Consider the following 24,782-nt stretch of genomic DNA (forward strand, 5'->3'; position numbering starts at 1 on the left):
CGATCAGTTCCCATCCTTGTAGCGTGGCGAGGCGGCACATTATGAATCGGCAAAAGAAGCTCCAGGATCCGACCGAAGCCGCCATGTCGGCGATCGAGGAGGCTCTCCGGCTCGATCAGCCGAAGTCCGACGGCGACGCTGACCAGCAGCCGGAGCCAAAGCTGCCCGCCGCGGCCGAGCACGACCTGAAGCTCGACCTGCCGCGCATCGAGCCGGCCGCGGCCCAGCCCGCAGCCATTGCCGCCGCTCAGCCTGCCGCCGCGCCGCCGCCCCGCCCCGCCATCGCCCCCGACACGAGCCGCGTCGCCAATGACGACCGGCGCGATTCCACCTCGCTCGTCCAGGCCTTCTCCGTCCGCCCCTCCGCCAAGCCCTACTGGTTCGCAGCGCTCGCCTCGCTCACCTGGCTCGGCGGCGCTGCCTTCGTGCTGCTCAACCGCTTCGGCTCGCTCGATGCTGGCCTGCCCGAGCGCTTCGCCGCCTTCGGCGTCGGCGAATGGACGCTGCTGGCGCTCGCCATCGGCGCGCCCGTCGTCTTCTTCTTCGTACTGGCCGCGCTCTATCGCCGGACGCAGGAGATGCGCCTCGTCTCGCGCGCCATGACCGAGGTCGCCCTTCGGCTGGCCGAGCCCGAGGTGGTCGGCGCCGATTCCGTGCTGTCGCTGAGCCAGACCATCCGCCGCGAGGTCGCCGCCATGGGCGACGGCATCGAGCGCGCCGTGGCGCGTGCCGGCGAGCTGGAAACGATCGTGCGCGGCGAGATCGCGACGCTCGAGCGCGCCTATGCCGACAACGAGATCCGGCTGCGCTCGCTGATCGACGAGCTCGTGACCCAGCGCGAGGCCGTGGTCGGCAATGCCGAGCGCGTGAAATTCGCCATCAGCGGCGCCCATGAAGGCCTGTCCAAGGACCTCGACCACGCCAGCCGCGCCATCGCGGAGGCCGTCGCCCAGGCTGGCGACCGCGTCACCGGCTCGCTCGGCGAGAAGGGCGACCAGATCACCCAGGCCCTCGGACGCGCCGGCGAGCGCATGATCGACGAGATCAGCGGCCGCGGCGGCGAGCTGGTCGAGCGGCTCCAGGTCACCTCCGGCGAGGTCAGCGAGCGGCTTTCCGGCGCGAGCGACAACCTCTCCACCCTGCTCGACGGCCGCGCTCGCGAGATCACCGCCTCGCTCGAGCGCACCGGCGCGGTGCTGACGGAGGGCTTCGCCAGCGGCGCCCGCGACGTCTCGCGCGCCATCACCGAGACCGGCGCGCATGTGGTCAGCACGCTGGAATCGCGCGTCGAGGGCGTCAACGAGACCCTGCGCCTGACCGGCGATTCGCTGGCCCAGGACATCTCCGCGCGCGGCACCGAGGCCGCCGAGCGCTTCGAGGCCAGCAGCCGCAACATGGTGGCGCTGATCGAGAACCAGAGCGAAGCTCTTGGCGTGCGCCTGGCCGAGACCGGCGAGAACCTGCGCAGCTCGCTCGCCGAGGAAGGCGAGAGCGTCACGACCCGCCTCGCCGAAGTCGGCCGCGGCGTCAACGGCCTGCTCACGCGCCAGAACGAAGCGATCGCCACCCGCCTGCGCGAGGTCGGCGAGAGCGTCAACACGCTGATCGGCACCCAGGGCGAGACGCTGGTCTCGCGCCTCAACGATACCGCGCGCACCGTCGACGACGTGCTGCGCGAGCGCAGCGACGCCATCATCCTGCGTGTCGGCGAGGCCGGCCAGTCGCTCGGCGAGACCGTCGGCCGTCACGGCGACGCACTGGCGACGAAGGTCGCCGGCGTCACCGAAAACCTTGAATCCGTGCTCGGCGAGCGCGGCGACAGCCTGGTGACGCGCCTGGCGGAAACGGGCGAGACCGTCCAGTCGATGCTCGGCCAGCAGGCCGACAGCCTGGTTTCGCGCGTATCCGGCACGGGCTCCGAGGTCGCAAGGCTGCTCGCCGACCAGAGCGAGACGCTGGTCTCGCGCGTTTCCGGAACCGGGTCGGAAGTCGTCAAGCTTCTGGAAGGCCAAAGCGACACGCTCGTTCTGCGCGTCACCGGCACGGCGGCCGAGGCGGCCAAGCTGCTGGAAGGCCAGAGCGAAACCCTGGTCGCGCGCGTTTCCGGCTCCGCTGCCGACGTCGCGAGGCTGCTGGAAGATCAGACCGAGACCCTGGTCTCGCGCGTTTCCGGGTCTGCTGCCGAGGCCGCCAGACTGCTGGAAGGCCAGAGCGAAACCCTCGTCGCACGCGTCTCCGGCACTGCGACCAGCGTCGTCAAGCTCCTCGACGACCAGAGCGAGATGCTCGTCACGCGCGTCTCCGGGACCGGCGCCGACATGGTCCGGCTGCTGTCGGGGCAGAGCGAGGCCCTCGTCTCGCGCGTCTCCGGCGCGGGCGCCGACGTCGCCAAGGTGCTCGGCGACCAGAGCGAGCTGTTCGTCCGCAGGCTCGGCGAGGCCGGCGATCAGGTCCAGGTCCTGATCGGCAGCCAGAGCGAAGCTCTCACGGCGAGCCTGTCCGAGACCGGTGCCCGGGTCGTGGGGCTGCTCGACGAGCAGTCCGCAGCCATGACCGTGAAGCTGTCGCAGGTCGGCTTCGAGGTTAAGGATCTGCTCGGCAGCGAGAGCCAGGCGCTCGCCAGCCGCGTCGCCGATGTCGGCCGTTCGGTCCACAGCGTGCTGGCGGAACGCAGCAACGCGTTGATCAGCCGGCTGGCCGAGACCGGCGAAGGGCTGGACCAGCGGCTCGACGAGCGCGGCGCCGCCCTTACGGCCCGCTTCAAGGATGCCACAGAAACCGCGCAGGCCGCGCTGGAGCAGCAGCAGAGCGGCTTCCTGCTGCGCCTGAGCGAGACCGGCGAGCAGGTCGGCACGCTGCTCGGCGACCAGCGCGAGGCCATGCTGCGCGATCTCGTCAGCGCCGGCCGCGAGGTCCATACGCTGCTCGGCGAGCAGAGCGAGGATCTGGCCCGCCGCATGGGCGACGCCACCCGCGCCCTGACCGAGACCATCAATGTCGACGGCCGCGACATCGCCGACCGGGTCACGGAAGCGACGCAGGGCCTGCGCGCGACCTTCACCGTCCACGCCGAGGAAGCACGCACCCTCCTGGCCGGCACCGGCAAGGAAATCGTCCTGGCGCTGACCCAGCAGGGCGGCCGCGTGAACGAGGCGCTGTCGGCGAACGCCGAGTCGATGCTCCGCTCGGTCGAGGGCCGCGCCCAGGCGCTGACGGAGGCGCTCTCCATCCGCCACGACGCGCTGAACCGGCTCTTCGACGAGCAGGGCCGCTCGATCGAGGTCGCGCTCGGCGACCGTCTCAACGCCTTCGCGCAGCTGTTCGACAACCAGGGCCGCTCGATCGAGATCTCTCTGGGCGACCGCCTCAGCGCCTTTGCGCAGCTGTTCGACAATCAGGGCCAGCATGTCGAGAACGTGCTCGGCTCGCGCCTGGCGTCCTTCGAGGACGTCATCGTCCACAAGGGCGGCGACCTCGCAGGCAAGCTCTCCGAGGACGCCCAGGCGCTCACCGTCGCGGTGACGAACGCCATCTCCAGCGTCGACAAGCTGATCGGCGAGGACGGCATGGCGCTGGCCGATCGGGTCGGGAACCGCGCAACGGACGCGGCCGCCATCCTGGCCGAGCGCACGCGCGAAGCCACCGACGCGATGGAAAGCCAGATCAAGCTGTTCGAGGAGCGCTCGGGCGCCAAGAGCGCCGAGATCGCAACGTCGCTCGATGGGCTGATCGCGCGGATCGACGGCAATCTCGGCTCGCGCGCCACGGCCCTGAACGAGGCCCTGGTCGAGCGCACGGTCGACATCGCCCGCGTCCTGGCGGAGGGCGGCCGAGAGGTCACTCGCGCGCTGGCGGCCAAGGCCGACGAGATCGGCGAGGTCGTGACCTCGAAGAGCGAGTCGCTTACCCGCACCCTCAGCGACAAGGCGGACACCATCAACGCCACGCTGGGCGGCCGCGCGCTCCAGATCGCCGACACGCTCGACCGCAGCGTCGCGCGCTTCGAGGAGCGGGTCGTCAACCGACTCGACACCGTCTCCGGCACGCTCGACACGCGAGGCCAGGAGATCGCCGACACGCTGCAGGGCAAGTCGGATGCGATCGCGGCATCGCTCGGCGAGCGCGCCGAGGAACTGCGCATCCTGTTCGACGACAAGGGCGTCGGCATGGTTGCGGCGCTCGGCGCACGCGGCGACGCGATCGCCGCCGCGCTCGCGGCCCGGACGGACGCGCTGCACCTGCTCTTCGAGGACAAGGGCAACGGCATGGTCGCGGCCCTCGGGGCCCGCGGTGATGCGATCGCCGCCGCGCTGGGCGACCAGACGGACGCGCTGCGCATGCTCTTCGAGGACCAGGGCAACGGCATGGTTGCGGCGCTGGGGGCCCGAGGCGATGCGCTCGCCGCCACGCTTGGCGACCGGACGGAAGCGCTGCGCATGCTCTTCGAGGACAAGGGCAACGGCATGGTCGCGGCGCTCGGCCAGCATGGCGAGGCGCTCGCCGGCGAGGTCGCCACGGTCGGCAACTCGGTCATCAAGGCGATCGAAAGCCGCGGCGTCTCGATGATCGACGGGCTGCGCGCCCGCGGCGTCGAGATCACCACGGCGCTCGACGCGTCCTCGAACAGCCTGCGCGAGACGCTGGAGAGCGGGTCGCGGCAGTCGGTCGAGGCGCTGGTCAGCACCAATGAGCAGCTCCGCGACGAGCTCAGCGGCATGCTCGGCCGCCTGGGCGAGGCCAACAAGCTCATGCAGCAGATCGTCAACGGTGCGAACAAGAACCTCGCCGCCGTCGAGGGCGGGCTCTCGGCCCGGGTCGGCGACCTGCAGAGTGTGGTCGCAACCGTGATGGACGAGACCGGCAAGGCCTCGGAGCAGATCGCGGTGCAGGTCGCGGAGCTGAAGGCCTTCTCCGAGGGCACGCTGCGCGAGACCACCACGCTCGTCGCCCAGCTGGACGACAAGGGCGCTTCGCTCAGCGATGTGACCCAGACCAGCACCGCGGCCCTGCACGCCGTCGCGACCCGCCTGGAGCAGGTCGAGGCGCGGGTCGGCAAGGCCCTCGCCGAGCGCAAGGACTCGCTCGAGGAACTGCATGGCCTGATCGCGCACCGGACCGACGACGTCGAATCGATCACCCGCTCCTTCGCGGCGCTGATGGACGAGTCGCTGAGCACGGCCGAAGCGCGGGCCCGCCAGATCAGCGGCGTGCTGAGCGAGACCACCGAAGCCGCGACCGGCGCGATCACGCAGCAGTTCGAGACGATCCGCACGACGACCAATAAGGAGCGCGATCGTACGGCCCAGGCCCTGCGCCAGGCCTATGAGCAGGTCTCCAGCGAGGTCGGCAGCGAACTGGCCAAGGTCACCGAGCGCTTCCAGGGCGCGGCACAGGACATGCGCGGCGTCGCCGCCGAGATCCAGCGCGAGCTGGAGCAGACGCGGGCTGAACTGACTCGCGGCGTGCTCGACCTGCCGCGCGAAACGCAGGAATCGACCTCGGCCATGCGCCGCGTCGTAGCGGAGCAGATCAAGGCGCTGAACGAGCTGACCGAGATCGTCACCCGCTCGGGCCGCCGCAGCGACGTCGCCCTGCCGGTCGATACCGGGCAGGCCAGGCGCTCGGCTCCGGCCGCCCTGCCCCAGCCCGCCCCAGTCCAGGCGCCGGTCGTGCAGACCCGGGCCCAGGCGGCAGAGCCGCTGCTGCGGCCCTCGATCGACGCGACGCCGGAGCCCGCGACCTCGGCTGCAACCCGCGCCGAGGCGCGCCCTGCCCCGGCACCGCGCCCGGCTCCCGCCGCGGCCGCGCCCGTGCAGGAGGCGCCCCGCCGCCAGCAGGCGCCGGAGCCGCAGCAGCCTGCCAAGACGGGCTGGCTTTCGGATCTCCTGAACCGCGCCTCGCGCGAGGAGAAGCTTCCGGAAGCATCGAAGCCGACGGCGCATTCGATCGAGCGGCTCGATTCGCTCTCGGTCGACATCGCTCGGATGATCGACCATGACGCGGCCGTCGAACTGTGGGACCGCTACAAGCGCGGCGAGCGCAACGTCTTCACGCGCCGGCTCTATACGCTGCAGGGCCAGCAGACCTTCGACGAGATCCGGCGGAAGTACCGCCGCGACGCCGAGTTCAAGGAGACGGTCGACCGTTATATCGACGAGTTCGAGCGCCTGCTGGCCGAAGCGGCCAAGGACGACCGCGACTCGATGGTCGCCAAGACCTACCTGACCTCGGAGACCGGCAAGGTCTACACCATGCTCTCCCATGCGAGCGGGCGCTTCGAGTAAGCGCTTCGCTACGCCGGGCAGTAACGAAAAGGCCGCCCCTCGGGGCGGCCTTTTTTTCCGGGGTCCGCAGATTTCGCACCGCGTCTCGGGGCATTCCTGGGCGGGCCCCAGGCATGAGCCCGGACCCAGGACCGATGTATTTCATCGCCACGATGCAGAGAACCCGCTGACTGCACGGAACGGGCATCGGTTCCGGGTTCCGGGCTCTTCGCTTCGCGAAGCCCCGGAATGACCCGCGTTTTCGTCAGAACACATTCCCAGCGAGCATGATGCTTCGGTGGAATCGCGACCGTCATTGCGAAAATCGCGACGGTGGAGAGTTGAACCGCCCTCGCCTCTCAGCGCGCCCAGCGAACGATGTCGATCAGCACCTTCGACAAGGCCTGGTCGAGCGCGCGCGTTGCTTCGGCACCTCCGGCAGCGGCGGGCACGCGAGCGGCGAAGAGCTTCGCCCGGCGGATGTCACCGGTGCGGTCCCCGACCAGCTTGGCGGTGATCTCGACGACCGCCATGCCGCTTGCGGTGTCGATGTTGAAGCTGCGGATATCGGTCAGCAACTGCAGCTCCGGCGTCACGCGGTCGCCCGGTCGCGCCACGGCGCCGAGCCTGCTGCCGTTCTCGAAGGTCTGGATCAGGCGGACCTGCACCAGCTTGGGCACGCGATCGGCCCATTGCGCGCCGCCGAGGAACGAGAGCGCGCCGCTCGAATCCCGGACGATGACGCTGTCGGAATCCAGGGCCTGTACCGTCGTCGGCTCCTGAACCATCAGGATCGCGCGCGAGCCGCCGATGCGGCCGAAGTCGCGCGGGGCAGTCAGGTCGAAGGTGGTAGGCGCGCTGCCGCCGCCGCAGCCAGCCAGCAGCACGCCGGCCCCGAGCACGAGCGCGGCAAGAGCGGCTTTCCGGAGGAAGGGATTGGGCGCAGGCGGGGCCTTGATCGTCATCGTCTAGCGGGATCCACCGTATTGAGGCAGCGGAGGCTTGCCGCCGAAGATGAACTGCTGCGGGTTGCGTTCCAAACTCCGCAGGGTGCGGTTCAGATCCCCCAGCGTGCGCCGGCCGTCGGTCGCCAACGTCTCGATGTCGCGCAGGCCCGGGCCGGTGAAGCGGCTGATGCCGGCGGTGATCTCCGCCGTGCGCTTGTCGAGATTGTCGGCGAGCACGCGGATCGACTTCGCGGCGTCGCTGACCTCGGTGAAGGCGCTGCGGCCGTCCTGACCGGCGGCCGTGTTGAGGAAGGCCTGCGCGCTCTTCAGCACGCCCTCGACCTGATCGGCCGCCTTGTTCAGCTTGTCGGTGATCGAGGCGACGTCGCTGACCGCCTTGCCGACATCGCCGCTGGACGCGCCCAGCGCCGCGGTGAACTTGTCGACGTTGTCGACAATGGCCGTGACCTTCTTGTCGTCCACCGAGCGGACGATCTCGGTCAGCTCCTCGCTGAGCACGCCCAGTTTCGTCGCCAGGGGTGCGATGGTGTCGGCGATCGTGCCGAAACTCTGCATCAGCTTGTCGATGCCCTCGGAATTGTTGCCGAGCGCGGTCGAGAACTTCTCGACGTTGCGCACCGTGTTGCTGATCGAGCCGGCATTGTCCTTGACCAGCCCCTCGATGCCGCCGAGCACGTCGTCGGCCCGCTTGGCGATGGTCCGCACGGATTCGATGATGTCCTGGAACTCGGAGCGCTCGGCAACGATCGTCGGCATGTCCTGGCCGGGCTGCGCGGTCAGGACCGGCGAGCCAGGGTCGCCGCCGAGAAGCTGGACCGCAACCACGCCGGCCAGTCCCTGCGCCTCGATGCGAGCGCGGGTGTCGACACGCAGCGGCGTCGTCCCGTCGACCTGGATGACCGCGAAGATGCGGCGCGGATCGTCCGGCTGCAATTCGATTCGGGTGACCTCGCCCACGCGCAGGCCGTTGAAGAGCACGCTCGAGCCGCGGCCGAGGCCGGTGACGGTGCCGCTGAAGATCACGCGCACATCGGTCTTGCGCCCGGTTCCGCCGCTGTTGAACCAGTAGACGAAGCCGAACAGCGCAGCCAGGACGGCGAGCGTGAACAGTCCGACCAGCGCGTAATTTGCCCGCGATTCCATGGGCTAGACTGTCTTTTCCCGTTCGCTCGCCGGCAACCGGGCCTGCGCCCGCTTTCCGCCGAAATAGGCTTTCAGCCAAGGATGGTCGGAGGCCAGCATGGTGGCGAGCGGCCCGACCGCGATGACGCGCTTATCCGCCAGCGCGCCGATTCGGTCGCAGGCGGAATAAAGGCTGTCGAGATCGTGGGTTACCATGAACACGGTCAGCCCCAAAGTCTGCTTGAGCGTCATGATGAGATCGTCGAACTCGGCCGCGCCGATCGGGTCGAGCCCCGAGGTCGGCTCGTCGAGGAAGACGATCTCCGGATCGAGCGCCAGCGCACGCGCAAGCGCCGCGCGCTTGATCATGCCGCCAGAGAGCTCGGAGGGCAGCTTGTCGGCCGCATCGGGCTTCAGGCCGACGAGGTCGAGCTTCACCAGCGCCATCTCGTCGAGCAGGGCGGGCGACAGCTGCAGATACTCGCGCATCGGCACCTGGATGTTCTGCTTCACGGTCAGGGCCGAGAACAGCGCGCCCTGCTGGAACATCACGCCGAAACGCCGCTCGAGCGTGCGGCGCTGGGGCGGGCTCAGCTCGTCGACGTTCTCGCCGAACACCTCGATCGTGCCGCGCGACTTCTGCACGAGGCCGAGGATGGTGCGCGTCAGCACGGACTTGCCCTGCCCCGAGCCGCCGACGAAACCGAGGATCTCGCCGCGCAGGACGTCGAGATTCAGCCCGTCCATGATCACCTTGTCCCCGAACGCGACCCTGAGATCGCGCACGCGAATCACCGCCTCCGGCTCGGGCGCTGCGGCCTGCCCGCCTCCGCCCGCCGTTTGGCCGGCCTCCCGGTCTTGCTGATCGGCCACGCTCACCATCCTCAGAACTCGATGGATGCGAAGAACATGGCGAAGAGCCCGTCGACGACGATGACCATGAAGATCGCCTTCACCACGGAGGCCGTGACCTGCCGCCCGAGCGATTCGGCCGAACCCTTGACCGCAAGCCCCTCGATCGAGGCGATCAGCCCGATTACGAAGGCCATGAAAGGCGCCTTGATCAGTCCGACGGCGAAGTGCTGCCAGGTGATGACCGACTGCAGCCTGGCCAGAAAGGTGTCGACGCCGATGCCGCCATAGAGCCAGGCGACCAGCCCCGCTCCGGTCAGGCCGGACATCGCCGAGATGAAAGTCAGGATCGGCAGGGAGATGATCAGCGCCAGGATGCGCGGAATCACCAGAACCTCGATCGGATCGAGCCCCATCACCCGCAGCGCGTCTATCTCCTCGCGCATCTTCATCGAGCCGATCTCGGCGGTGAAGGCCGAGCCGGAGCGCCCGGCGATCATGATCGAGGTCAGCAGCACGGAGAGCTCACGCAGGATCAGGATGCCGGTGAGGTTGACCACGAAGGCCGTCGCGCCGAACTGCTGCAACTGGAAGATGCCCTGCTGGGCGACGATGCAGCCGACCAGGAACGAGATCAGCATGATGATCGGCGCGCCGTTGAAGGCGATCAGCTCGATCTGGTTGATGAGCGAGGGTCCACGGAACTTGCGCGGGCCGAGCACGACGCTGGCGGAGCCGACGACGACCTCGCCCAGGAACATTGCGCCGGCCACCATGTCGCGGCCGAACCGGACCACGGCGGCACCGATGTTCACCAGGACGTCAACGACCCGGAAGTGGCGATGCGGCGGCTCAACCTCGTGATCATGCACCGCTATCTCGGCCAGCAGCACGGCATGCTCCGGCCGTCGGCTGACGATCTCGACGGCCGCACCGCCCTCCTCCTGCTGGTGCTTGAGACGGTTCAGGACATAGGCGCCGAGCGTATCGAGCCTGACCACGGCCGAGAGGTCCAGCCGCGCGCGCGAGGCCTTGGCGACGCGCCCGGCAATCTCGCGGGCGAGGCTTTCGATTCGCGGGGCGCGGTCGGCGCTCCAGGAGCCCGCGAGCGCCACGGCCAGCGTGCCGCCATCATCGCGGAAAACGGCTTGCGGCTCGGCGCTGTCAGGGCTCGCCATGGCTCTCGTCGAGGTCCTTCGCGCGCACGATAATGGTCTCAATCCGCTGCGGCGCCCTTCCCGGCACCGGCTTGCCCCCGTGGCCTGTATCGCCGCGCGGGTACCCCTTGGCAAGGGCAAGCGGGCCACACCCGAGCGCGGATCGTGACAGGCTCGCGCTTCGCCGAAGGCGCAGCCGAAACGATTCCTTAAGCGTCCACTGGCAGAATTCCGGGTGGTGCATCACGGCCGGCTTGAATCCTTAGACTGGCCGGTCCTCCAGGAACAGGTCGGTCATGAGCGAAGCGCGTTCGCTGACACCGCTGAGCGACACGGACTATGAGGCGATCGAGGCGGCGGTCATGGAGACCTCCCGCGGCCGCTGGTTCATGGCTGAGTTCGCCAGGCGCAACCGGCATGCGGACACGCTGCAGGTCCTGGGCGCCGTCAGCCGGCTCCAGAGCGTTATCGGCCTCGGCCTGCAGGATCCGCCTCCCGAACCGGGCATCGGCGAAGCCGCAGCCCTGATCGCGGACCTGCGCATCGACCTCGAACGCATCAGCGGCAAAGCCGAGGAGCGGGCCTCGGGCCTCGCGGCGCGCATCGAAGCGGCTGCAGGAACCATCGTCCAGGCCACCGAAAGCATCCAGGAGGCCGCCTGGAGCCTGCGCGAGGCAGGCGCGGACGAGGCGGTCTGCAACACACTCGACCAGCGCGCCGCCGAAATATCGGCCGCGACCGCCACAGTGGAAGGCACGGTGCTGCAGATCGACAAGATCGCCGACACGGTCGCTATGCTGGACAGCAACCTTCGCGCGGTCGCCGGCCTGACGCCGGGCGCGGCCGAGGCGGAGACCTTCGCCGCACCGGCGCAGCCGACGTCGAAGCGCTACGCGGCGCCCGAGAGCGACATCGACATCGTCGAGATCGACGACGTCGCCTCGGTCGAAGCGGCAAGTCAACTCGCGGCCTTGGAGCGGGCCAGGCGCGAAACGAGGCTCGGTTCGATCCAGCCGCTCGACGACGACATCGTATTCCACGAGATGCTCGACGAGACGCCGGCCGCGCCGATGGAGCAGCACTCGCCGGCTGTCGCGCTCCAGGAGCGTCTTTCCGAGAGCTATCCGCCCGCGCCGCCTGCCCTGCCCGCCGCCGGTTCCGAAGCGGGGCTGCGCGAGATCGACGCGCTGCCGGTGGACCGCAAGCTCGCCTATTTCGCGTAAACCACCCTGCCGCGAACCGTGTCCGGGCCCATGGTCCGATCGGCTCAGTTCTCGCGCTTCAGGGCGCTCTCGTGCCAGCGCCGCAACAGCAGATGCGAGATCCAGCTCGTCACGAGGAAGATCGCGACGCCCGAGAGCGAGATCATCAGCAGCGCGGCGAAGACGCGCGGGATCTTGAGCTGGTAGCCGGATTCGAGGATGCGATAGGCCAGCCCCGAGGCGCTGCCGCCGGTGCCGGCGACGAACTCCGCCACGACAGCGCCGATCAGGGCGAGACCGCCGGACACCTTCAGCCCCGCCAGGAAATACGGCAGGGCCGCCGGCAGCTTGAGATAGCGCATCGTCTGCCAGCGGGTCGCGCCGTAGAGCTGGAACAGGTTGACGAGGTTGTGGTCGGCCGAATTCAGCCCGAGGATGGTGTTGGACAGGATCGGGAAGAAGGCGACGATCCAGGCGCAGATCAGCAGCGACAGGTCGATCTCGCCGGCCCAGATGATGATCAGCGGCGCTATCGCGACGATGGGCGTGACCTGCAGGATCACGGCATAGGGCAGGAGCGACATCTCCAGCCATTTCGACTGGGTGAAGAGCACCGCCAGCGTGACGCCGACGACGACAGCCGCCGCGAGCGCCATGAAGGTGATCTTCAGGGTGATCCAGAGCGAGCCGGAGAGCGTGCCCCAATCGGCGACGAGGGTCTCGCCGACCAGCAGCGGCCCCGGCAGAACGTAGTGCGGAATTTCGTTCCAGCGGACCATGAATTCCCAGAGCGCCAGCGCCAGCACGCCGATCGCGAGCGGGGCAAGGATGCGCGGCCAGGCACCGGAGGGAAGGCCGAGGATGCGTGGCTCGGTCGCGAAGACCGGGCGCGACTCCGCATCGGTGCCGCCATGTGCCGGCACATGGGTCTCGGAGATGGGCGCGCTCATGAGCCGATCGCCTCCTTCAGCTTGCCGGAAATGACGCGGCAGAGATGGGCGTATTCGGGCGAAGTGCGGAAGAGTTCGTCGCGCGGATAGGGAGCGTCGACGTCGAGATCGGCCATGACACGGCCGGGACGCGCCGCCATCACCACGATCCGTTTCGACAGATAGACCGACTCGAAGACCGAATGCGTGACGAAGACAGCCGTGAACTTCTCCTTCCACCAAAGCTCGAGCAGGTCGTCGTTCAGGCGGTGGCGGGTGATCTCGTCGAGCGCCGCGAAGGGCTCGTCCATCAGCAGGATCTTGGGGCGAAGCACCAGCCCGCGCGCGATCGAGACCCGCATCTTCATGCCGCCCGAAAGCTCACGCGGATAGGATTTCTCGAAGCCGGCAAGGCCGACCAGCGCCAGCATCGCCGCCGCCCGCTCGCGCGCCTCGGCCTTGCGCACGCCCTTCAGCGTCAGCGGCATCATCACATTGGCGAGCGCCGTCGCCCAGGGCATCAGCGTCGGGTCCTGGAAGACGAAGCCGAGATCGCGCTGCGGCTCGCCCGAGGCGTCACGCCCGGTGGTCGGCCATTCGATCGTGCCGCCGGAGGGAGATCCGAGCCCGGCGATCATCCGCAGGAGGGTCGATTTCCCGCAGCCGGACGGGCCGAGCAGGCTGATGAATTCGCCGGCGCCGAGGTTCAGGTTGACGTCGTGCACGGCGAGCGTGCCGTTGCCGAAGCGTTTCGAGACGTTGCGAACGCTGACGAGCGGCTCTGCGCCGCCTGCCTGCTCTTCATGGGGTCTGCTCAGATAGGCCGTGTCCAAAGCCTGATGATCCGTTGATTGCCGCGCCGATTGTCATTCCGGGCAAGCCCTTGAGCTTGAACCCGGAACCCACGACGGGGCGAGCGTTGGCGATGTTGCTCGACCGGGGCTCACCCGATCGTGGGTTCCGGGTTCAGCGCTACGCGCTGCCCCGGAATGACAGGTATCAGGCCTTGCCGACGCCCTTGTTGACGAAGTCGAGGCTGTAGGCCTTGCGATGGTCGACCCCGGCCGGGATGACGCCGGCTTCGGCCATGCTCTTGTAGAAGCGCTCCCAGCGCGCATCGGTCATGGCGCCGATGCCGAGCGTGAGCGCGTCCCCGGACAGGACGAGGCCGTTGTCGCGCATGACCTTGAGCGCGTAGTCGAGCTTCTCCTGGTCCATGTCCGGATTGTCCTTGAGGATTCGGGCATTGGCCTCGGCGATGCCCGGCCCGCCCTTGATGTACTCGGCCCAGCCCTCGAGCGAGGCGGTGACGAAGCGCTGGACGAGGTCCTTCTTCTCGTCGGCCATCTTCTGCGAGATGGAGATCGAGGTGTTGTAGTTCTCGAAGCCGGCATCGGCCAGCAGATGGACCACCGGCTCGACACCCGCCTTGCGGATGACGAACGGCTCCGACGAAATGAAGCCTTGCTGCGTGATCCGCTTGTCCGCCAGGAACGGCGCCATGTTGTAGGTGTAGGGTCGGACCTGCTCGTCGCGATAGCCGTATTTGAGCTTCAGGAAGGGCCAGAAGGCGACCCTGCCCTGGGCGCCGATCAGGATCGGCTTGTCCTTCAGGGCCTCGAAGGAATCGTTGCCCTGGTTGGGGTGCGAGATCAGGACCTGCGGGTCCTTCTGGAAGATCGAGGCGATGCACAGGAAGGGCAGCTTCTCCTGGGCGAAATGCAGGGCTTCCAGCGAATTGCCCATGATCATGTCGACACGCCCGCCGAGCAGGAGCTGGGTCGGGTTCTGCTGCGGCCCGCCCGGACGGATCTCGGCGTCGATGCCATATTTCTTGTAGATGCCGTTGGCGGCGGCGAGATAGAAGCCGCCATGCTCGCCCTGGGCGCGCCAGTTGGTCTGGTAGGAGACCTTGTCGAGGGTCTGGGCGCTGACGCGCGCGCCCGGGACGGTCACGAGCATGGAAGCCGCGGAGCCGCCGATCAGCCCCAATGCCGCGCGCCGGTCGATGCGATACTTCATCATGCTGGTGACCCTCTCCTGCTGCCGTGCCGGCGAGCCCTGCCGTCGTGCGCGCGCCGGCCCTGTCTATGCACGCGGATCGGGTCGCTGAAAACCTCCGCAAGCGGTCGACCGGCCCTGCGGGAGGCTTGCCCACAGCCTATCCGACCTCGCAGGCGCAAATTTCCGTTCGTCGGCCGTGGCGATGCTCTAGGGTGCGGCCAAATCGAAGACAGGGACCAAGACACGATGAGCGCGCGCTTCTGGGGCGATCTGAAATCCAGCGATTTCGCCGGCCTGCCGGCCGAAAGCACGGTCGCCGTGCTGCCTCTCGCCGCGATCGAGCAGCATGGCCCGCATCTGCCGGTTTCCGTCGACACCACGGTGATGAACGCGATGCTGGCGCTGGCGATGCCGCTCGTGCCGGCTGAGCTCGACGTCCTCGTCCTGCCGACCCAGGCGATCTGCAAGTCCAACGAGCACCTCCACTCGCCGGGCACGCTGACGCTCGGCTGGGAAACCGCGATCCGCAGCTGGATCGAAATCGGCGAGAGCGTGAAGCGCGCCGGCCTGCGCAAGCTCATCCTCGTGACCTCGCATGGCGGCAATATCGACCCGGCGAAGATCGTCGCACGGGAGCTGCGGGTGAATCACGGCATGGTAGCGGTCAACACCGCCTGGACGGCCTTCGGCCTGCCGCCCGGCCTCTATGGCGATCTCGACGCGCATCACGGCATCCATGCCGGCGATATCGAGACCTCGCTGATGCTGTATTTCCGCCCGGACCTGGTCGATATGAGCAAAGCCGCGCTCTTCAAGCCGCGCACGGTCGAGATGGCCGAGGAAGGCTATTCCTGGCTGCGCCCGACGGGCCTCCACGCCATGGCCTGGATGGCGCAGGACATCCACCCCTCGGGCGCAGCCGGCGACGCCAGCCTCGCCACCGCCGAGAAGGGCAAGGCGACAGCCGAGCACCAGGCAAAGGGCTTCGTCGAGCTGCTCGCCGACGTCGCCCGCTTCCCGCTGGACAACCTGCACCGCGCCTGAGCGGCAGATACTCAGTCCGGGTCGAGCAAGCGCGGGCCGGCTCCCGCTGCGGCGAGCGCATCGTCGGGGTTGTGCAGCGGGCAGCTCGCGATCGAGAGGCAGCCGCAGCCGATGCAATCGGTGAGGTGGTCGCGCAGCCGCGAGAGGCGCTCGATCCGGCGTTCGAGCTCGTCCTTCCAGGCGCTCGACATGCGCGCCCAGTCCCCCGCATCGGGCGTTCGCTCCAGGGGCAGCGAGCGGAACGCCTCGGCGATCGTGCGCAGCGGCACGCCCGCCTTCTGCGCCACCTTCACGATGGCGATCCGGCGCAGCACGTCACGGCCATAGCGTCGCTGGTTGCCGTCGCTGCGCCAGGAACGGATCAGCCCTTCCCGCTCGTAGAAATGGAGGGCCGAGACAGCGAGGCCGCTCCTTCGCGCCACCTCGCCCACCGTCAATTCGCCTGCAATCATCGCTTGACCTCAACTATTGTTGAGGTTCTATACGACCAGCTCCCATGCCTCGCCAAGGAGCCTTCGATGTCTTCCCATCCGCAGCCGATCCGCCTCGCCTTGATCCCCGGCAGCACGCGTGAAGGCGGTCGCGGCGACGCCATCGTGCGCTGGGCCTGCGGCCAGATCGCAGGCGAAGGGCCGTTCCTGCTCGACCTGCTCGACAGCGACCAGCTCGAGCTGCCGGCGCGTTATCCGCGCGGCCCTCATGCCAGCGTCTCGGCCTTGCGGGCGCGCATCGCGCAGGCCGACGCGTTCCTTGTCGTCACGCCGGAATATAACCGCGGCTATCCGGCGCCGCTGAAGCAGCTGATCGATCTCGTCGGAGAGGAGTGGCGCGGCAAGCCGGTCGGCTTCGTGTCCTATGGCGGCATCTCGGGCGGGCTGCGCGCCGTCGAGCAGTTGCGCCTCGTCTTCGCGGAACTGCATGCGGCGACGATCCGCGACGGCGTCACCTTCGCCAATGTCTGGGACCAGTTCGACGAAGCGGGGAAGTTGCGCGACGCCGACCCGGCCGAACGCGCCATGGCGACGATGCTGGCCCAGTTGCACTGGTGGGCCAGCACGCTGCGCGCCGGGCGCGAAGCGGTGCCCTATGGCCGCTTCGCCGCCTGAGCCGGGGGTTACTCCCCCGCCTTCACCTGCTTGGCGTAGATGTCCTTGTACTGCTCGCGCAGCAGGTTCTTCTGCACCTTGCCCATGGTGTTGCGCGGCAGGTCGGCCACGACGAAGACCTGCTTCGGCTGCTTGAACTTCGCGAGCCGTTGTTCGAGCGCCGCCGCGATCGATTTGGCGGTGACCGTCGCGCCGGGCTTGACCACCACGACGGCGGTGACGCCCTCGCCGAAATCGGGATGCGGGCAGCCGATCACGGCGCTCTCGATGACACCCGGCATCTCGTCGATCTCGGTCTCGACTTCCTTCGGATAAACGTTGTAACCGCCGGTGATGATCAGGTCCTTGCCGCGCCCGACGATGTGGACATAGCCGGCGGCGTCGATCTTGCCGAGGTCGCCGGTGATGAAGAAGCCGTCGGGCTTGAACTCGGCCGCCGTCTTCTCGGGGTTGCGCCAATAGCCCTTGAAGACGTTGGGGCCCCTCACCTCGATCATGCCGATCTCGTCGGCCGCAAGCGCCTTGCCGCCCTCGGGATCGACCACGCGCGCCGTCACCCCCGGCAGCGGGAAACCGACCGTGCCGGCGACGCGCTCACCCTCATAGGGGTTCGAGGTGTTCATGTTGGTCTCGGTCATGCCGTAGCGCTCGAGGATAGCGTGGCCGGTCTTCTCGCGCCATTCGCGATGGGTCTCGGCCAGCAGCGGCGCCGAGCCGGAGACGAAGAGGCGCATATGCTTCGTCGCCTCCTTCGTCAGGCGCGCATCCTGGAGCAGGCGCACATAGAAGGTCGGCACGCCCATCATGCAGGTCGCCTGAGGCAGGTATTTGAACACCTGCTCGGGATCGAATTTCGGCAGCAGGATCATCGAAGCGCCGGAGAACAGAACGCAGTTCGTCGCGACGAAGAGGCCGTGGGTGTGGAAAATCGGCAGCGCGTGCAGCAGCGCGTCGTCCTTGCCGAAGCGCCAGTAATCGACCAGCGCCAGCGCGTTCGAGGCGAGATTGTCGTGGGAGAGCATGGCGCCCTTCGAGCGCCCGGTCGTGCCCGAGGTGTAGAGGATGGCGGCGAGGTCGTCCGGCCCGCGGGCGACATCGGCGAAATCGGGCGCAGCGGCGCTCGCCTTGTCGAAGAGCGAGCCCGCGCCGACGCCGAGCGTCTCGAGCTTCGCGCCGGCCTTCTCGGCATAGGGCTTCAGCGCCTCCGCCTTGGCCGGGTCGCAGACGAAGACGGCAGGCTCGGCATCGCCGAGAAAGTACTCGATCTCGGCCGGGGTATAGGCGGTGTTTAGCGGCAGGAAGACGCCGCCGGCGCGCACCGTGCCGAGATAGAGCATCAGGGCGTCGATGCTCTTTTCCACCTGCACAGCGACGCGGTCGCCAGGCTTCACGCCGAGCGCGACGAGAGCATTGGCGAAGCGACCCGACGCCGCGACCATGTCGGCATAGGTATAGCGCCGGCCGTCATCGAGGGTGGCGAAGGTGGCGTCGGCCGCAGGCATGCGGGCGCGGACGAGGTCGAACAGGTGGTTGCCCATGATTTCGGGTCCTTTCAGGCGTTTCCGGAAGGTCTCGGGTCAGGCAGCGGCCGGCCGCAGCAGCTTGCGCACGCCCGAGGAGGCGACCACCGTGTTGCGGGTCGCGAAGGCCTCGTGGTTGGTCTCGATGTCGTCGAGATCGTAGCGGTAGTTCACCATCACGCCATGCGACTCGCGCAGGCCCCGCGCCGACAGGTTGCCGCCGACATTGATCCGTTCCAGCCGCGCGCCATTGCCGAGATGGAAGCGGGCGACGGGGTCGATGACGCGGCCCGAACCTGTGCGGGCGCGGAGCATGTACTGCGCCGTCATCTGGCCGAGCAGCTTGTCGCGCCGCGCCCTGGTCGGCTCGTCGAGCGAGATCGTCTCGCCGGCCGGCCGCGCCAGCTCGGAACGCTCCTCGTTGGTCAGGGCGAACTCGCCGGGATCGGCGACGATGCCATCCAGCCAGCGCGCGAAGCCCGGCACCGGCGACAGCGTGACGAAGGTGTCGAGGCCCGGCAGTTCGCGCTTCAGGTCCTCCGCGACCTGCTTGATCAGGAAGTTGCCGAAGGAGATTCCGCGCAGGCCCTCCTGGCAGTTCGAGATCGAGTAGAACACGGCCGTCGTCGCGTCCTTCGCCGGCAGGACCTGACGCTCGGTGCTGAGCACCTCGCCGATGCTGCGCGGAATCTCGCCGGTCAGCGCGACCTCGACGAAGATCAGCGGCTCGTCGATGAGCTGCGGATGGAAGAAGGCGAAGCAGCGCCGGTCGGCCGGCTCGAGGCGCCGGCGCAGATCGTCCCAGCCCTGGATCTCGTGCACCGCCTCGTAGGCGATGATCTTCTCCAGCAGATTCGCCGGGGTGCGCCAATCGATGCGGCGCAGCACCAGGAAGCCCCGGTTGAACCAGGAGCCGAAGAGGTGGCGAAAATCGGCGTCGACCGCTGCGAGCTCGCGATCGCTTTCCATCGCCTCAAGCAGGGCCTCGCGCATCCGCACCAGCACATGCGTGCCGCCCGGCGCGAGGTTGAGGCGTCGCAGCAGCTCCTGCCGGCGCGGCTCCGAGGCGAGATGAAGCTCGGTGATCGCGGCTGCGTTCGGCTCCTTGCGATAGGCGGCGATCGCCTTGTCGAGCCGTTCGCCGTCGGGCCCGAAACGCTCCTTCAGCATGGCGAAGAAGGCCTGGCGGCCGGGCCGGTCGAGCCGCTCCCAGACTTCGAGAACGCCCTGCGCGAGCGCCATGCCGGAAGCCTCGCCGCGGCCCGACAGCAGGTCCTCGCAGAGCCGGTCGATCGGCCGGTTGCGCTGGTTCAGGAGGCGCTCGAATCCGATCAGGGCGCGACCCCGGTCGGCCACGTTGGTCAGCAGATCGCCGAGAAACGCCATGTCCATGCAGGCCTCCTTGTGCGGTGCATCCTATACGGGTTTCGCAGCTGCGGAACAGCGGACAAGACAGCCGTTCCCGTCATCGCGGAGAGCGAAGCGACGAAGCGAGCCAGGGGTTGCAGCGCGCTGACGTCTCACTGGATGTTCGCTTCGCTCGCGATGACGGCTGCGAAGCGGCTCAGCGCAGCAGGTTCCAGGCCTTCAGGAAAAAGTCCGGGGCGCCGAAATTGCCGGATTTGAGGGCGATGACCATGTCCCGCCCGTCGGCGACGCGGGTCCAGGGCACGCCGGGATCGATCTCGGGGCCGATCTCGAGCATGCCGATGCCGAGCCCCTGCACCACCGCGCCGGAGGTCTCGCCGCCGGCGACCAGCAGGCGCGAGATGCCACCCTCGGCCAGCAGGGCGGCGGTGCGGGCGAAGGCGTGCTCTACCGTCTCGCCGGCCTTCTCGCGGCCGAGCTTGTCCTGGACCGCCGCGACTTCCTTGGGATCGTCGCTCGAATAGAGCAGGAAGGGCTTGTCGGCCGGCTGCGCCAGCGCCCAGGCGGCGAGCTTCCCGGCATCCTGCGTGCCGGAGACCAGCTCGAACGGATCGACCTTGAGCGCCGGGTAACCGGCCTCGATCGCGGCCTTGATCTGGCCGCGCGTCGCCGTCGAGCAGCTGCCGGAGATGATGCCGGCACGGCCCGCCGGCGCCTTGATGCTCTCGGCGATCGCACGCTCGGGCAGCAGGCCGGCCTTGCGGAAGTTCTGCGGCAGGCCCATCGCGATGCCGGAGCCGCCGGTCAGCAACTTATGATCGGCGACGGCCTCGCCGAGCACCATCAGATCGGCATTGGTCAGCGCGTCGGTGACGACATAGCGAGTGCCCTCGCCGGTCAACGTGTCGAAGCGCGCCTTCACGGCGTCAGCCCCGGCAAGCACGGTCGCGTAGTCGACGAGCCCGACGCCAGCCTTGGTCTGCGCAGCCATGAGGCGGATGAGGCTCGAATCGCGCATCGGGGTCAGCGGATGGTCCTTCATCGAGCTCTCATGCAGCGGCACTGCGCCGACGAAGAGATAGCCCTGATAGATCGAGCGGCCATTGGCGGGGAATGCCGGGCAGACGATGGCGATCCCGGCGCCAAGCCGCTCGGCCAGCGCGTCAGCGACGGGGCCGATATTGCCGGCGGGCGTCGAATCGAAGGTCGAGCAGTATTTGAACAGGATCTGCCTGGCGCCGGCGGCGAGCAGCGCCTCGCAGGCGGCGAGCGAATCGGCCACCGCCTCGGCCACCGGGTTGGTGCGGGACTTCAGCGCGACCACGACGGCATCGGCTTCCGGCAAGGCCTGCCCGGCGCGGGGCACGCCGATCAGCTGGACGGTGCGCATGCCGCTCCGGTTCAGCATCAGCGCGACATCCGTCGCGCCCGTCATGTCGTCGGCGATCACACCCAGCAGCATTCTGTCCTCCACTTCCGCGCCTTGCGGCGGCGCGTCGCTTTCTCGTCTTGTAGTCGGCCGCGCCCGTCAAGGCGACCGGGCCCCGCGCATGCCTGCGTCGCCCGCCGCAGGTTCCTGACATGGCCGTTGGATTGCATCGCGCGATCAGTCGGGAAGCCTGCCCCGACGCCGCCTGGCGATGGCGTCGCGGGGGGCATCGACGCGGCGACATTTTTGCCGCAGGCTGGTACCAGCCGGGACGATCCTCGGATCGTCACCGTCGAAAAAATAACAAGAGGGGACATTCGATGAAGTTGCTTACCGCCCTGGCCTCGGCCACCGCGCTCGCCCTTGCCACACTACCTGCGCTCGCGCAGGCACCATCGACCCTGCGCATCGGCCTGCAGGAGGACCCCGACGTCCTCGATCCGCACAAGGCCCGCACCTTCGTCGGCCGCATCGTCTTCAAGGGCCTTTGCGACAAGCTTCTCGACATCACGCCCGACCTGAAGATCGTCCCCCGCCTCGCCAGCGAATGGTCGTTCTCCGCCGACGGCCTGACGCTGACGATGAAGCTGCGCACCGACGCCAAGTTCCATGACGGCGAGCCTTTCGACGCCGAGGCCGCCAAGGCCAATCTGGAACGCGCCCGCACCCTGCCCGACTCGCTGCGCAAGTCCGAACTCGCCTCCGTCGACAGCATCGAGGTGGTGGACCCGGCCACGATCGCCCTCAAGCTCAAGCGCCCGGATGCGACGCTGCTGGCGCAGCTCACAGACCGTGCCGGCATGATGCTGGCGCCGAAGAGCTTGGCGGGCGATGTCGGCGCCAAGCCGGTCTGCTCCGGCCCCTACAAATTCGTCGAGCGCGTCCAGAACGACCGTATCGTGCTGGAGCGCTTCAAGGAGCATTGGGAAGCGCAGAACTACCATTTCGACCGCGTGCTCTACCGCGCGATTCCCGACACCACGGTGCGTCTCGCCAATCTGCGGGCCGGCGAGCTCGACATGATCGAGCGGCTGGCGCCGACCGACGTGAAATCGGCGCAGGGAGACAAGTCCCTCAAGGTCGAGAGCACGCCGAACATCGGCTACCAGGGCATCACCATCAACACCGCCCATGGCGAGGCCGCCAACCAGCCGATGGGCAAGGACAAGCGCGTCCGCCAGGCGCTTTCGCTGGCGATCGACCGCAAGGTGCTGAGCCAGGTCGTGTTCGAGGGACTTTACGCGCCGATCATCCAGCCTTTCCCGCCGACCAGCAGCTATGTCAGCGCCGCCTTCCCGGTGCCCGAGCGTAATGTCGAGAAGGCCAAGGCTCTGCTCAAGGAGGCCGGCGTCGCCAAGGTCTCGGCCGAGTTCTTCGTCACCAACAACCCGGTGGATTCGCAGCTCGGCCAGGTCATCCAGGCGATGGCACAGGAAGTCGGGATCGATCTGCAGATCCGCTCGACGGAGTTCGCCAGCCAGCTGCGTGACCAGCAGCAGGGCAAGTTCCAGCTCAGCCGCGTCGGCTGGTCCGGTCGCATCGACCCGGACGGCAACCTGCACCAGTTCGTCACCAGCAAGGGCAACCAGAACGACGGCCGCTATTCCAACGCCGAAGTCGACAAGCTGCTCGACCAGGCGCGGACGGTCTACGACCCGGCCGAGCGCAAGAAGCTCTACGACGCCGCCCAGGTGATCCTGCAGGACGAGCTGCCGATCATCTATCTCTACAACCAGACAGTCTTCTTCGCGCAGCGCGCGAACATCTCCGGCTTCGTGATCAGCCCCGACGGCATGATCCGGCTCGCGGGGATGAAGCGGCAGTGACGGCCAAGGCTTTGTCCCTACCCGCAGCGTCATTGCGAGGAGGCGAAGCCGACGAAGCAATCCAGCAGTGCGTCGCGCGCTACGACACTGGATTGCTTCGCTTCGCTCGCAATGACGCGGAGTATGCGTCGGCGGGATGGTGGATGAGCCAGCAATGCTCGCTCTGATCGGCCGGCGGGCCCTCATCGCCATCCCGACGCTGTTCCTGGTGTCGCTGTTCGTATTCGCCCTGCAGCGCGCGCTGCCGGGCGACCCGTTCCTCGTCATCGCCGGCGAGGAGCGCGATCCCGAGGTGATCGCGCGGCTGCGCCAGATCTACCGGATGGACGATCCCATCGTGGTGCAGTTCTTCGCCTGGCTCGGGCAGGTGCTGCAGGGCGATTTCGGCCGCTCGCTGCGCACCGGCGAGCCGGTGCTCGGGCTGATCCTGCAGAAGCTGCCGGTGACGCTGCAGCTCGCCATCGCCTCGATCATCGTGGCCGTCGGCATCGGCATCCCCGCGGGCATCCTGGCGGCGCGGCGGAAGGATACCGTCGTGGACTATTCGGCCAGCGCGGTCGCGCTGTCGGGCCTGTCGATCCCGAACTTCTGGCTCGGGATCATGCTGATCCTGATCGTGTCCGTGGAGCTGAAATGGCTGCCGGCCTCGGGCTACGAGCCGTTCTTCAGCGATCCCTGGGGCGCGATCGAGCGGCTGATCATGCCGGCCTTCGTGCTGGGCTCGGGCCTCGCCGCCTTCCTGATGCGCCATACCCGCTCGGCGATGCTCGAGGTATTGCGCTCGGACTATGTCCGCACCGCCCGCGCCAAGGGCCTCGACGAGGACGCGGTGGTGAACCGCCATGCGCTGCGCAACGCGCTGGTGCCGATCATCACGCTGACGACGCTGCTCTTCGGCGAACTGCTGGCCGGGGCCGTGCTGACCGAGCAGGTCTTCACCATCCCCGGCTTCGGCAAGCTGATCGTCGATGCGGTCTTCAACCGCGACTACGGCGTGGTGCAGGGCGTGGTGCTGTGCACGGCCATCGGCTTCATCCTGATGAACCTGCTGGCGGACGTGCTCTACATCCTCGTCAACCCGCGGCTGAGGGCGAAGTGATGGCCATGACCGCGACCGAAACCGCGCCCAGCGCGGCCGAAACCAGTCTCCGGCCGCGCCCTGGCCTCTTCACCCGGCTCGCCCGCAACCGCTCGGCCCTGATCGGCGGCACGGTGGTGCTCGCCTTCGTGCTAATGGCGCTGCTCGCGCCGCTTCTGCCGCTAGCGGACCCGCTGAAGTCGAACTTCCTCGCTATCCGCAAGCCGCCCTCCGAGCTCTACTGGTTCGGCACGGACGAACTCGGGCGCGACCAGGTCTCGCGGCTGTTCTTCGGCGCGCAGGCCTCGCTGCTGGCCGGCATCATGTCCGTCCTGATCGCGCTCGGCATCGGCGTGCCCTTCGGCCTTCTCGCCGGCTGGTATGGCGGCTGGGTCGATGCGGCGATCTCGCGCGTCGCCGAGGCGATGCTCGCCTGCCCCTTCCTGATCCTCGCGATCGCCTTCGCGGCCGTGCTCGGCCCGTCGCTGACCAATGCGATGATCGCGATCGGGCTTTCGGCCGTTCCGATCTTCGTCCGGCTGGTGCGCGGGCAGGTGATGAGCGTCAAGGCGGAGGATTTCGTCGAGGGGGCGCGGGCGGTCGGTGCGCGCGACCTGCGCATCGTGCTACGGCACATCCTGCCCAATACGATGTCGCCGATCGTGGTGCAGTCGACCCTGTTCATGGCACAGGCGATCATTCTCGAGGCGGCGCTTTCCTTTCTCGGCCTCGGCCAGCAACCGCCCTCGCCCTCCTGGGGCCAGATGCTGAACGTCGCCAAGAACTTCATGGAGCAGGCGCCCTGGATGTCGGTGGCACCCGGCATCTGCATCTTCCTGGCCGTTCTCGGCTTCAACCTCCTCGGAGACGGCCTGCGCGACGTCCTCGACCCCAAAGAAAACTGAGACTAGGGA

18 protein-coding genes are annotated in these 24,782 nt (G+C 68.2%); 7 read left to right on the forward strand and 11 right to left on the reverse strand.

The features are described from left to right. The first annotated feature begins 41 nt into the window (after positions 1 to 41). Complete coding sequence (locus ASE63_RS01160) at positions 42 to 6,284, forward strand: hypothetical protein (protein ID WP_056795240.1); 6,243 nt, start codon at positions 42 to 44, stop codon at positions 6,282 to 6,284. Between the two features lie 338 nt (positions 6,285 to 6,622). Here the strand turns inward: ASE63_RS01160 and ASE63_RS01165 are convergent, their stop codons facing one another. From ASE63_RS01165 to ASE63_RS01180, 4 genes are all read right to left on the reverse strand, one after another. Then, a complete protein-coding gene (locus tag ASE63_RS01165) occupies positions 6,623 to 7,228 on the reverse strand; it encodes an ABC-type transport auxiliary lipoprotein family protein (RefSeq protein WP_056795244.1) in 606 nt (201 codons plus the stop codon). Between the two features lie 3 nt (positions 7,229 to 7,231). Continuing rightward, a complete protein-coding gene (locus ASE63_RS01170; RefSeq protein WP_056795247.1) occupies positions 7,232 to 8,374 on the reverse strand; it encodes an MlaD family protein in 1,143 nt (380 codons plus the stop codon). Positions 8,375 to 8,377: 3 nt separating this feature from the next. Further along, positions 8,378 to 9,100 carry an ATP-binding cassette domain-containing protein gene (locus ASE63_RS01175; RefSeq protein ID WP_348271340.1) on the reverse strand — a complete coding sequence of 241 codons (723 nt, stop codon included), beginning with the start codon at positions 9,098 to 9,100 and terminating at the stop codon, positions 8,378 to 8,380. A 137-nt stretch (positions 9,101 to 9,237) separates the two neighbouring features. Further along, positions 9,238 to 10,383 (reverse strand): MlaE family lipid ABC transporter permease subunit, encoded by a 1,146-nt coding sequence (locus ASE63_RS01180; protein WP_056795251.1) that lies wholly within the window; start codon positions 10,381 to 10,383, stop codon positions 9,238 to 9,240. A 275-nt stretch (positions 10,384 to 10,658) separates the two neighbouring features. On the opposite strand from ASE63_RS01180, the gene ASE63_RS01190 reads away from it, so the two are divergent. Further along, the gene (locus ASE63_RS01190) at positions 10,659 to 11,585 is read left to right on the forward strand and encodes a hypothetical protein (RefSeq protein WP_056795255.1); all 927 of its coding nucleotides are present in this window, start codon (positions 10,659 to 10,661) and stop codon (positions 11,583 to 11,585) included. A gap of 44 nt (positions 11,586 to 11,629) precedes the next feature. Here the strand turns inward: ASE63_RS01190 and ASE63_RS01195 are convergent, their stop codons facing one another. From ASE63_RS01195 to ASE63_RS01205, 3 genes are all read right to left on the reverse strand, one after another. Next, the gene (locus ASE63_RS01195; protein ID WP_082609549.1) at positions 11,630 to 12,514 is read right to left on the reverse strand and encodes an ABC transporter permease; all 885 of its coding nucleotides are present in this window, start codon (positions 12,512 to 12,514) and stop codon (positions 11,630 to 11,632) included. Next, positions 12,511 to 13,326: an ABC transporter ATP-binding protein gene (locus tag ASE63_RS01200; RefSeq protein WP_056795258.1), complete on the reverse strand. Its 816-nt coding sequence runs from the start codon at positions 13,324 to 13,326 to the stop codon at positions 12,511 to 12,513. The genes ASE63_RS01195 and ASE63_RS01200 overlap by 4 nt, the downstream gene beginning before the upstream one ends. A 166-nt stretch (positions 13,327 to 13,492) precedes the next feature. Beyond that, entirely contained in the window at positions 13,493 to 14,518 is a 1,026-nt protein-coding gene (locus ASE63_RS01205) for an ABC transporter substrate-binding protein (RefSeq protein WP_056795260.1), read from the reverse strand. Between the two features lie 225 nt (positions 14,519 to 14,743). On the opposite strand from ASE63_RS01205, the gene ASE63_RS01210 reads away from it, so the two are divergent. After that, the gene (locus tag ASE63_RS01210) at positions 14,744 to 15,541 is read left to right on the forward strand and encodes a creatininase family protein (protein WP_056795263.1); all 798 of its coding nucleotides are present in this window, start codon (positions 14,744 to 14,746) and stop codon (positions 15,539 to 15,541) included. 11 nt (positions 15,542 to 15,552) lie between these two features. On the opposite strand, the gene soxR is transcribed toward ASE63_RS01210, so the two are convergent. Then, positions 15,553 to 15,993, reverse strand: coding sequence for a redox-sensitive transcriptional activator SoxR (soxR, locus tag ASE63_RS01215; protein ID WP_056795266.1), 441 nt, complete (start codon positions 15,991 to 15,993; stop codon positions 15,553 to 15,555). A 66-nt stretch (positions 15,994 to 16,059) separates the two neighbouring features. Between soxR and ASE63_RS01220 the strand changes: the two genes are divergently transcribed. Continuing rightward, on the forward strand, positions 16,060 to 16,647 hold the full coding sequence (locus ASE63_RS01220) for an NAD(P)H-dependent oxidoreductase (protein ID WP_056795270.1): 588 nt from the start codon (positions 16,060 to 16,062) through the stop codon (positions 16,645 to 16,647). Between the two features lie 8 nt (positions 16,648 to 16,655). On the opposite strand, the gene ASE63_RS01225 is transcribed toward ASE63_RS01220, so the two are convergent. From ASE63_RS01225 to otnK, 3 genes are all read right to left on the reverse strand, one after another. Beyond that, entirely contained in the window at positions 16,656 to 18,185 is a 1,530-nt protein-coding gene (locus ASE63_RS01225) for a malonyl-CoA synthase (protein WP_082609550.1), read from the reverse strand. Positions 18,186 to 18,224: 39 nt separating this feature from the next. Next, entirely contained in the window at positions 18,225 to 19,559 is a 1,335-nt protein-coding gene (locus ASE63_RS01230; RefSeq protein WP_056795273.1) for a malonyl-CoA decarboxylase, read from the reverse strand. Positions 19,560 to 19,731: 172 nt separating this feature from the next. Then, positions 19,732 to 20,997, reverse strand: a complete 1,266-nt coding sequence (gene otnK / locus ASE63_RS01235; RefSeq protein WP_056795275.1) for a 3-oxo-tetronate kinase — start codon at positions 20,995 to 20,997, stop codon at positions 19,732 to 19,734. A 287-nt stretch (positions 20,998 to 21,284) separates the two neighbouring features. Here otnK and ASE63_RS01240 point away from each other — a divergent pair, with 287 nt between their 5' ends. The 3 genes from ASE63_RS01240 to ASE63_RS01250 all read left to right on the forward strand — a co-directional run bounded on the left by ASE63_RS01240 (position 21,285) and on the right by ASE63_RS01250 (position 24,773). Beyond that, entirely contained in the window at positions 21,285 to 22,790 is a 1,506-nt protein-coding gene (locus tag ASE63_RS01240) for an ABC transporter substrate-binding protein (protein ID WP_056795277.1), read from the forward strand. 154 nt (positions 22,791 to 22,944) lie between these two features. After that, the gene (locus ASE63_RS01245) at positions 22,945 to 23,889 is read left to right on the forward strand and encodes an ABC transporter permease (RefSeq protein WP_056795280.1); all 945 of its coding nucleotides are present in this window, start codon (positions 22,945 to 22,947) and stop codon (positions 23,887 to 23,889) included. A 5-nt stretch (positions 23,890 to 23,894) separates the two neighbouring features. Further along, positions 23,895 to 24,773 carry an ABC transporter permease gene (locus tag ASE63_RS01250; protein ID WP_056796525.1) on the forward strand — a complete coding sequence of 293 codons (879 nt, stop codon included), beginning with the start codon at positions 23,895 to 23,897 and terminating at the stop codon, positions 24,771 to 24,773. Positions 24,774 to 24,782 lie beyond the last annotated feature (9 nt).

The organism is Allobosea sp. Root381 (assembly GCF_001429395.1).
Taxonomy (GTDB): domain Bacteria; phylum Pseudomonadota; class Alphaproteobacteria; order Rhizobiales; family Beijerinckiaceae; genus Allobosea.